Annotated in this window: 10 protein-coding genes; all 10 read left to right on the top strand. The window is 61.2% G+C overall.

The features are described 5' to 3' along the window. On the top strand, nt 1-401 hold a 401-nt coding region (locus AC1DH9_RS13800; RefSeq protein WP_477808303.1), incomplete at its 5' end, for an NUDIX domain-containing protein. Next, nucleotides 398-1,486, top strand: a complete 1,089-nt coding sequence (locus AC1DH9_RS13795; RefSeq protein ID WP_477808302.1) for a DegT/DnrJ/EryC1/StrS family aminotransferase — start codon at nt 398-400, stop codon at nt 1,484-1,486. The genes AC1DH9_RS13800 and AC1DH9_RS13795, both read left to right, overlap by 4 nt. Further along, nucleotides 1,467-2,837: an NAD(P)/FAD-dependent oxidoreductase gene (locus tag AC1DH9_RS13790; RefSeq protein WP_427541740.1), complete on the top strand. Its 1,371-nt coding sequence runs from the start codon at nt 1,467-1,469 to the stop codon at nt 2,835-2,837. The genes AC1DH9_RS13795 and AC1DH9_RS13790 overlap by 20 nt, the downstream gene beginning before the upstream one ends. After that, nucleotides 2,834-3,532, top strand: a complete 699-nt coding sequence (locus AC1DH9_RS13785; protein WP_427541743.1) for an HAD family hydrolase — start codon at nt 2,834-2,836, stop codon at nt 3,530-3,532. Before AC1DH9_RS13790 ends, AC1DH9_RS13785 begins: the two co-directional genes overlap by 4 nt. A 2-nt stretch (nt 3,533-3,534) precedes the next feature. Continuing rightward, a complete protein-coding gene (locus AC1DH9_RS13780; RefSeq protein ID WP_477808301.1) occupies nt 3,535-4,647 on the top strand; it encodes a fatty acid desaturase family protein in 1,113 nt (370 codons plus the stop codon). Beyond that, a complete protein-coding gene (mtnP, locus tag AC1DH9_RS13775) occupies nt 4,644-5,552 on the top strand; it encodes an S-methyl-5'-thioadenosine phosphorylase (protein ID WP_427541749.1) in 909 nt (302 codons plus the stop codon). Before AC1DH9_RS13780 ends, mtnP begins: the two co-directional genes overlap by 4 nt. Continuing rightward, on the top strand, nt 5,549-6,145 hold the full coding sequence (gene nudK / locus AC1DH9_RS13770; protein ID WP_427541752.1) for a GDP-mannose pyrophosphatase NudK: 597 nt from the start codon (nt 5,549-5,551) through the stop codon (nt 6,143-6,145). The genes mtnP and nudK overlap by 4 nt, the downstream gene beginning before the upstream one ends. Nucleotides 6,146-6,153: 8 nt before the next feature. After that, nucleotides 6,154-7,068, top strand: a complete 915-nt coding sequence (locus tag AC1DH9_RS13765) for an ABC transporter substrate-binding protein (protein WP_427541755.1) — start codon at nt 6,154-6,156, stop codon at nt 7,066-7,068. 86 nt (nt 7,069-7,154) lie between these two features. Continuing rightward, complete coding sequence (locus AC1DH9_RS13760) at nt 7,155-8,300, top strand: MFS transporter (protein ID WP_477808300.1); 1,146 nt, start codon at nt 7,155-7,157, stop codon at nt 8,298-8,300. A 6-nt stretch (nt 8,301-8,306) separates the two neighbouring features. Beyond that, nucleotides 8,307-8,963, top strand: coding sequence for an HAD family hydrolase (locus AC1DH9_RS13755; RefSeq protein ID WP_427541761.1), 657 nt, complete (start codon nt 8,307-8,309; stop codon nt 8,961-8,963). Nucleotides 8,964-9,274 lie beyond the last annotated feature (311 nt).

Genomic DNA, 9,274 nt, shown 5'->3' with positions numbered 1-9,274 from the left:
GGTTGTACCCGGGCGGCCATATCGAACAGGGCGAAACCCCCGACGTGGCGGTATTAAGGGAGATTTTCGAAGAGACCGGCATCCGTGCCGAACTGCTCGGCGAGCGCGATGAGGCGCTCGCCGATGTCGAGACCGATGTCACTGTGYTGCACCAGCCGTATCGGGTGCTGTGCGAATACATCGATGACAAGCGCGGGCCGCATTACCACCTGGACTTGATCTACGTGTGTGCCACCCATCTGCGCTCCTGCCCGGACGACAGAGAGGTCGAGCACGCTCGCTTCTTCAGTCGTCAGGAGACGGCAGAGCTGAAGATGTTTCCCAACTTCCGGCGCATGGTGGATCGGGTCTTCGCGGACGATGCACTGTGGGACCTGGTTGGCATGAAGGTGTCGCCATGAACCTGCGAACCATCGTGCAAAAGGCGACTCACGGTACTGGCGACGATCTGCACGAGCTTGGACGAGCCCTGGGCTCGGGCCTGACCGGCACGTCGTCGATTGTCGAGGAGTACGAGGCGGCGCTCGCGGCGTTGTACGGCGTACGGCATGTGATTGCCGTGTCGTCCGGCGCAGCATCGGTGACGGCAGCGCTGGCCGGCGTCGACTTCCGGCCGGGCGATGAAGTCATCGTCGCCCCGACAGGCCCGATCTGTACGGTGCTGCCGATTCTGGCGCTGGGGCTTGTACCGGTCTTTTGCGATGTGGCACCAGACAGTTTTGGCCTTGACCTGGAGGATCTGCAGCGCTGTGTCAGCGAGCGCACCTGCGCGGTCATCGAGGTGCCGATGTGGGGATATCCGATCCGTTCGCACGCAACGTGGGCATTCCTGCGTGATGCCGGGATCCCGCTGATTCAGGACCTGGCCCATGCCCACATGACCCGGTTGAACGGCACGTGGCTTGCGCAGCATGGCGACATCAGCTGTTTCAGCACCCACGACTGCAAGTTTATCTCGACCGGTGAGGGCGGCTTCGTCATGACCGATGACGATAGTCGGGCCAGGCGCATTCGGGCTTACACGCGCTTTGGCAATCTGACGGGCGAAACCCTGGGCATCAATCTGAAGTTGGGTGGCCTGCAGGCGGCGCTCGGCCTGGCGCGTTCACGTCAGCTCGGGGYACACCTTGCACAACGCTTGCGTAACCGCGAACGGCTGCTCGGGTTGCTCGACAACCCGGCCTTTCGCGAGTTGCCGGTGGTCGCCGGCGGTGAGGTGAATGGTTATTCGCTGTTGCTGCAATCGGTAGGGCATGACGGTCGTCAGTTGGTGCACTACCAGCAACGGCATGGCATCGAGTCGGATATCGGCAAGTACGACAACCAGCCGTTGTACCAGTTGCCGTTGCTGGCCCGGTACCACCGCGACTGCCCCAACGCTGCCAGGTTGCTGCGCTCACTGACCACAGTGCCGTTGCATCCTGACCTGGTGGACGACGATCTGCATTACATCGCCAAGGTGCTCAATGACTACTCTCCTGCCTGACTCAGCGACCCGCGCGCGCCACGCGGTGGTGATTGGCGGCAGTGTGACCGGATGCCTGACGGCTGCGGTGCTGGCTCGTCGTTTCGAGCGAGTCACGGTGATCGAAAAAAGCGATTTCTACGACGAAACCGGTCCGCGCCAGAGTGTTCCCCAAGAGCATCACGTGCATTTGCTGCTGTTGCGCGGCAAGCAGATCATCGACCGCATTTTCCCCGGCATCCTGAGCGCACTCGAGCAGAGTGGCGCCCAGGTGGCGGACCTGGGACACGACGTGAAGTGGTACCAGGGCGGGCGTTGGAAGAACCGCTATCGCAGTGGCATTTATGCCCATTATTGCAGCCGGCGACTGATCGATAACCAGCTGCGTCGTTGTCTGGCGTCGGTGCCGCGGGTCGACATCCTATCGGGTACGCGGGTGACCCGAGTCGAGTTTTCCGGTGCTGACGACCAGCGTGCCGTGAGTGGCGTGATCATCGACGACGGTTCGGGTGAGCGCAGCATGTCCTGTGATCTGTTGGTGGATGCCAGCGGCAGGGGCACGCACATGCCCTCCTGGCTGAAAGAGGCGGGTTTCGGGACCGTGGAAAACAGCGTGGTCAAGACCGAACTGGGCTACGCCTCGCGCATCTATCGCCGCCTGCCTGCGTTTGCTGAGCAATGGCAAGTGCTGCTGGTGCTGCCAACCGCGCCGGCGCAGCGCTCGATGGGCGTCATCAGCCCCATCGAGGGGAATCGCTGGATGGTGACGACCGGTGGCTGGTTTGGCCACTTTCCCGGCAAGGACCCGGACGATTTTCTGCAAGCGCTGGCCGCACTGCCAGTGCCGGATATCCACGAGGTCATTCGCGATGCCGAACCGTTGTCGGAGGTCTTTACGTTCAAGATGCCCGGCAGCCGCCGCAGCCACTATGACCGCATCGAGCACTGGCCTGACGGTTTGCTGGTGGTGGGTGATGCCTTGAGCAGCATGAACCCGCTGTACAGCCAGGGCATGACGATCGGTGCGCTTGAGGCTGATTGCATTGATGTCCGTCTCGACGAAGTACTGGCGCGGTCGCTGAGTTGTCGTCAGTTGCAAGGCTTGTTGTGTGGCGTGGTCGATGGCGCCTGGAACATGGCCACGACCGAGGATTTCCGCTTTCCGGAAACCATCGGCAAACGCACCTGGCGCACCCGCTTTCATCATTGGTACGGCGCAGGGCTTGGAAAACTGTCAGCGAGCAATCGTCGTGCGCTCGAAACACAAATCGGTGTGACCAATCTGGTGATGGAGCCCAACCGGCTTTATACACCAGCGATTGCCTCTCGCATCGCACTCAATGCCATCCTTCCCGGGAACACTCGACAATGATCGACGATCTCCTGCATTTCTCTGGTATCGAACACGTGGTGTTCGACTGGAACGGTACCCTGATCGACGATATCGATCTCGCCGTCTCTGCGGTCAACCGCTGTGGCGAGCAGTTTGATGTCGCGCCCATTACCGCCAGCCAATACCGGGCCAAGTTCGATTTCCCGATTGCCGATTTTTATGCGGCGCTCGGGTTTGATCTCGAACGTGTGCCGTTCGCGACGATCGTTCAGCGATACCTCGAACATTTCGACACGAATGTCGCCCACTGTCCGCTGCACCCGGGTGTATTCGAGTTTCTCGACGCGGCCGGGCGTGCCGGCATCCGGGTGTCGATCCTGTCGGCGTCCCATTGCGATGTACTGGTCCAGACCCTTCAGGCCAAGGGCTTGCATGACCGTTTCGAGCACGTTGTTGGCCTGAGTCACAACCAGGCCACCAGCAAGGCCGCCGAGGCCGCCATCCTGCAAACGAAACTCGGCTCGCCACCCGCACGAACGCTACTGGTTGGCGACACGTTGCATGACGTTGACGTGGCGCGCTCGGTGGGCTGGCAACCAGTGCTGGTATCGACCGGCCACCAGGATAGCGAGCGCCTGCGGCGCAGCGGTGCACCCTTGTTCAAGGACTTGGGCGATCTGCTCGAACGCTTTGCACCTCGTGACACCCTCTCGACTGTGCAGAGGGGGGCCTGATCGTGACCACATCGCAGAGTGTCTTGATTTGCCTGATTGCCACGACGCTGACGTTGCGCGCGGTTGTCGCCTTCTATTACCGCGACAAGCTGCGCATCTTGCGTTTGCTGAAGCTGGTTCCACGGATTGAAGGGCGCAAGGAGCATTACTACCGGCCACTCGATGAATGGTTCGCGCCGCTGCCCTTTATCTGGACATGGCTGGATATCGTTGCCGGGGTTCTGCTTGCATCGATCTATCCAACGCCGCTGATGTGGCTGGCCGTGGTGCTCTGGAGTGGCGGGCGCCTGCGCGCACTGCAAGAGTTCGGTCACAACGCCGTGCATTTCGCGTTGTGCCCCAACCATGCCTGGCAATGGTGGTTGAGCAATATTTTCTATCAGTTCCCGGCGTTCAAGCGCGACATGCGCAGTCGTCACCAGACCCACACGCTGGAACATCATCGCAACCCCAATCACCCCAAGCTTGATCCCAACCGTGCACGGGTGCATGCCGGTGGTTATGTGGCCGGTATCTCGCCCGGAGGGTTCTACACGCTGCTGCTATACCCGCTGACACCGCGTGGTGCCTGGGTGAACCTGAGCACCATGGCGCGCAGCAGCCTGTTGAACCACTCGCGGCTGACGACGGTTGTACGGTGTTTGTGTGTGATAGCCGTCGCGGCGCTGCTCTATTGGGCGGGCGGCTGGAAGGGAGTGATGTTTGGCTGGCTGGTCMCGTTGCTGACTTCGTATCCGGTGTTCGCCTGGGTCTCGCTGCTCACCGAACACCGCTGGTTCATCGAGGGGGCTTCGAAAGATCGACGCGATCTCGAATACCTCGCAGGCAGGCCGACCGATTACTTCGGCCTGACAGGATGGTTGATCCGCGTGTTCATTGCGCCGACGTCCGATGCCTACCACCTGGCGCACTCGTTGTACCCCGGCGTGCGCTGGAACTATCTGCCGGCGATCGACCGGCACCTGAAAATCCATGAGCCCCGCTACAGCACCAACGCCAGTGAAGGCCTGTTGCTGCGCCGTGGCAGTGCACCGACCGCGCTTTCCGAATTGTATGAGCGTCTGGTGATTGCCGGACAAGAAGAGCCCACCCTGAAGACGAGAGGCAATKCGTGACTAATTCAACAGCATCCCGGCAAATTCAACGTATCGGCATCATTGGTGGCAGTGGTCTTCAACAATTGCCCGGGTTGGCAGACGTGCAGCAGGTCGACTGCGAAACCGCATTCGGCAAGCCGTCATCTCCGGTCACCCTCGGTACACTCAATGGTGTACCGGTGGCGTTCGTGCAACGCCACGGGATCGGGCACACGATCCCGCCAGCGTCCATCAACGTGCGCGCCAATATTGCCGCGTTGCGCAGCGTTGGCTGTACGCAACTGTTGTCGGTCAGTGCCGTGGGCAGCCTGACCCACGATGCACCACCGGGCAGCTTCGTGTTGATTGATCAATTCATCGATCGCACGATCCAGCGCGACAAGACCTTCTTCGGCCCGGGCCTGGTCGGCCACGTGCCGTTCGGCGATCCCGTCTGCGGGCGTATGCGTTCGGTGCTGGCGGCCAGTGCCGAAACAGCCGATGTGCAGGCGCGCAATGGCGGTACCTACGTGGTGATGGAGGGGCCGCAGTTTTCCACTCGTGCCGAATCCAATCTCTATCGTCAATGGGGCGGCACGGTGATTGGCATGACGGCCATGCCCGAAGCCAAGCTGGCGCGCGAGGCGGAGCTTTGCTACGCGATGATCGCCATCCCGACCGACTTCGATTGCTGGCATGAATCCCACGAGGATGTGAACGCAACGCTGGTTGCCCAGCGGATGGCCGACACCTTCTCACTGACCCGTCGCCTGGTCACCGAGGCGGTCTCGCAGCTCGGTAAGCATCACGGCGCCTGCCCGTGCGGATGCGACCATGCACTGGACACCGCCGTGATGACGGCCCCTGAGCGGCGTGATCCAGAGATGGTCGCGCGCCTGCTCACCGTCGCCCCTAACGCCACTCATCTGGGAACAAGATCATGAACCAGGCTATCGCCACCAAGGACCGGGTACGTATCCAGCACGTCGAAGTACTGTCGGACAACTGGTACGTACTGCGCAAGACCACCTACGATTTCCTGGGACGGGACGGGACCTGGCGCAACATGTCCCGGGAAACCTATGACCGGGGCAACGGCGCGACGATTCTGCTCTACAGCAAGCTGAAAAAAACCGTGGTCCTGACCCGGCAGTTTCGCTTTCCCGCGTTCGTCAACGAGCACGACGGCATGCTCATCGAAACCTGCGCGGGGCTACTGGATCGCGACGATCCGCATACCTGTATCCGCAAGGAAACCGAAGAGGAAACCGGTTATCGCATTGAAGAAGTGCGCAAGGTCTTCGAGGCGTTCATGAGCCCGGGGTCGGTCACCGAGCGCCTGTATTTCTTCGTGGGGGAATATTTCGACGAAGACAAATTGGGCGAGGGCGGAGGTGTTGAAGCGGAGGGTGAGGAAATCGAAGTGCTCGAATTGCCCCTCGACGATGCATTGGCAATGATCGAGACGGGGGAGATCACCGATGGCAAGACCATCATGCTCTTGCAGTACGCCAAACTGCACCGGCTACTGGATTGAGGCCGGGCATGACTGAACTTGTCGCCATCAGCTCGATGGAAAACGCCGAACTCGCCGAGTTCGTCGACGGTATTGCCTCCCACATCGGTATGCCCATACGCCTCACACGCTGGTCAACCGCAGAGTTGATCGAACGCGTGAAAACCGACACGGCCGGCGCCTGGGATCTGTTGCTGGGAACCGCAGCGACGGCGCTCCTTGACCCAGCGCTCGCCTCGCGGCTGCTGCCACTTGAACAGCTCGATTGTTCGGCGTTGCCGTCAGAGGCCGTCGCTGCAGATCGTCGCTGGTTCAGCCCGTCGGGTTTCGTGCCCGCATTCTGTTACGACCCGCGAGTGCTTGCCGAACACGGACTGGCGCCACCCCATAACTGGGAAGCGCTCAACACGTTGGCGTGGTCGCAACGCATCGCGCTGCCGGACCCGGCCCGATCGGGCGCCGGTTATCTGCATCTGAGTGCACTCCTGGAACATTACGGCGATGGGGCGTGGGAGATGCTTGCCGATATTGCCCGGCTGCAACCCTCGATCAGCGGGTCTTCCACGGCGCCGATCGAGGCCGTGCTCGAAGGCCGTGCGTGGGTCGGTGTGACGGTCTCGACCGCCGCGACCCGCGCTGCTCAGGAGCATCCGTCGTTGCGCTGGTGCGTACCCGACGACACGCGTCGCTATGAGTTCGAGGTCTTCGGCTGTCGAGCCGATTCACGCCAGGCGGCACAGGCCTTACAAGCACTGGCCTGGATGCTCTCGCCGGACGCCGCAGCGATCAGCCGGCGTTATGGCAAGGTTGTGGTGGGCGGTGTCTCGAGCGCCGGGCTGGCCGCGGTCGATCTGCGGGCGCTGGATGCGGGCACGGCCAGTCGCGCCAAGGTTGCCCGTTGCGCGCGATGGCATTCGCTTTTCGAAGGGGCGGCCGATCAATGACGGACATGGCGCGCAATGAATCGACAAGTCCGCTCCCGTCATCCCGAGACGCAGGGCTTGAGCGGCGCCCGTGGGCGATCTATCTGATGTTCGGGTTGTTCGGCGCCCAGCAAGGCATGCTCGGCCCGATCATGCCGTTCCTGCGGGCCGAGTTCGATCTGGACCTGCGCTGGACGGGCTTGCACTTCGCGGCGTATGCCTTGGGGCTGGTATTGATCGGTGTTCCGTATCGCTGGCTGGAGCGCCGGGCGTTGCGGGTCGGCATGGGGCGTATCGCAACAGGCTGCGTTGTCGTGGCCAGCGGGCTGTTTGCCGGGGCCAACGGTTTACCGATGACACTGTCTGGCAGCGTGTTGATGGGGCTGTCGGGTGGTCTGGTGATGGCCGTTGGTCAGGCCATGCTCGGCGTGCGCTATCGCCAGCATGCCGCCGCGAAACTGGTGGAGGCGCATGTGGTGGCTGGTCTCTGCGTGTTGGGAGGGGCGTTGCTGGTGGGCGGGGTTACGGCTCTCGGGCTGTCGTGGCGCACGGCTCCGCTGATCGTCAGCGCGTGTGCCTTGATGCTGTTCGCGGCGCCGCTGAAGATCCATCGCCCGGAACAATCGCCTGCCCAGGGAGGACAACCGACCAATTCCCCGGACACCTTGCGCCTTGCACGAATGACCCGCGCAAGCCTGTGGGCCCTGGTGCTTTTGGGGATTTCGGCCGAGTGGGGCGTTGGCTTCTGGGGCGCTGAATACATGAAGGCCCATGTGCAGATCACGGCATCCGTCGCTGCGACATTGATGAGCGTGTATTTCGCCGGCACCGTCTGTGGGCGTCTGGCCAGCAGTCACGCCTTGCGCCGGGTGAYGCCGTTGGTGCTGCTGACCGGCGTGATACTGGGGGCGATCGCAACACTGCTGGCGCTGTTTTTCATCCGGGGGATGGTGGCCACCGCGATCCTCACGTTCCTGCTGGGGGCCTGTCTCGGTAATTTTTTCCCGCTGATTCTCGGTTCTGCAATGAGAGTCGCCCCTGAGGCGAGTTCCGCACTCAGCACCCAGGCGTCGCAAGCGGTTGGCGTGGCGCTATTGCTGGCGCCGTTCCTGCTGGGGCTGCTGTCCGAGCGGATCGGGGTCGAGGCAGCCTTCAGCCTGCTGATCGTCTATCCCATTCTCATGCTGCCGTTGGTGCGGGGGCTGCGTGGCACCTCGCCCGCCGGCAACACGGCCATAAATTTACAGGAGTAAGGATCAATGGGCCTATCTGCACTGTTGTTCGACCTGGACGGTACACTCATCGACACCGATGAACTGCACTTGAAAGCCTATAACCAATTGTTGGCGCGCTGGTATCGGTCGATGGACATCACCTACTACAAGGCCAACGTCATGGGTTTTCCCGATGACATGATCTTTGGCGGACTGTTTCCCGGTCTGCCGGCTTCGAAATACCCTGAGCTGGCGGCGGAAAAAGAGGCGATGTTCCGCGCCCAACTGGGTAAAACCATCCCCACACCTGGCGTGTCACGGATTCTCGACCATGCCCAGCAGCTCGGCCTGCGCACGGCGGTGGTGACGAACGCGCCGCGAGAAAATGCGATGGCCATGCTGACGGGCCTGAACATCGTCGATCGCTTCGATAGCATYGTCATCGGCGGTGAACTCGAACGCGGCAAGCCCCATCCCATGCCTTATCTGACGGCTCTTGAGCTACTGGGCGTGACAGCTGACAACGCCATCGCCTTCGAGGACTCGCTGGCCGGTGTCCAGTCAGCTCATGCGGCCGGTATCCATACTTTTGGTGTGTTATCGGGGTTGCAAGATCAGCAGCTTCGAGAAGCCGGTGCCCAGAGTGTCATTCGTGACTTTAATGACGATGTTCTGTGGCATTTTTTGCAGTCTGCATCGTAAAAACCGCTTCGTAGGTGCCGGGTTCGGTCAGGTTTTCGACTTGTATTGGATTCGGCTTGCCTGTTGGATTTTCCCTGTCGTTCTATTTGTCCTCCCCACTTCTTCATCGTCGGGTCAGGTCAAATGGCGTTGAACACGATTGGACAGGGGGAATAGCCAGGCGATCAGGTGGATTCCCGGATGGGGCAGGATTATTTCRGGCATTAAAAAGCCGGCTTGTGGGCGGCATTATTTTCTGATTTTCGCCTTGTTTTGTTGGTTTTTAAGGCGGTTGTTCTTTTTGTCCCCCATTTGTCCCCCCACCTAGGTCC

The sequence above is a fragment of the Pseudomonas sp. 05T35 genome, from assembly GCF_056396605.1.
The sequence above is the reverse complement of the archived record's forward strand: the minus strand, read 5'-3'. Positions and strand labels throughout refer to the sequence as shown.

Coding starts and splice junctions, on each gene's coding strand:
- AC1DH9_RS13785 (WP_427541743.1), top strand. CDS start 2,834: ATGATCGACGATCTCCTGCATTTCTCTGGTATCGAACACGTGGTGTTC.
- AC1DH9_RS13790 (WP_427541740.1), top strand. CDS start 1,467: ATGACTACTCTCCTGCCTGACTCAGCGACCCGCGCGCGCCACGCGGTG.
- nudK (WP_427541752.1), top strand. CDS start 5,549: ATGAACCAGGCTATCGCCACCAAGGACCGGGTACGTATCCAGCACGTC.
- AC1DH9_RS13765 (WP_427541755.1), top strand. CDS start 6,154: ATGACTGAACTTGTCGCCATCAGCTCGATGGAAAACGCCGAACTCGCC.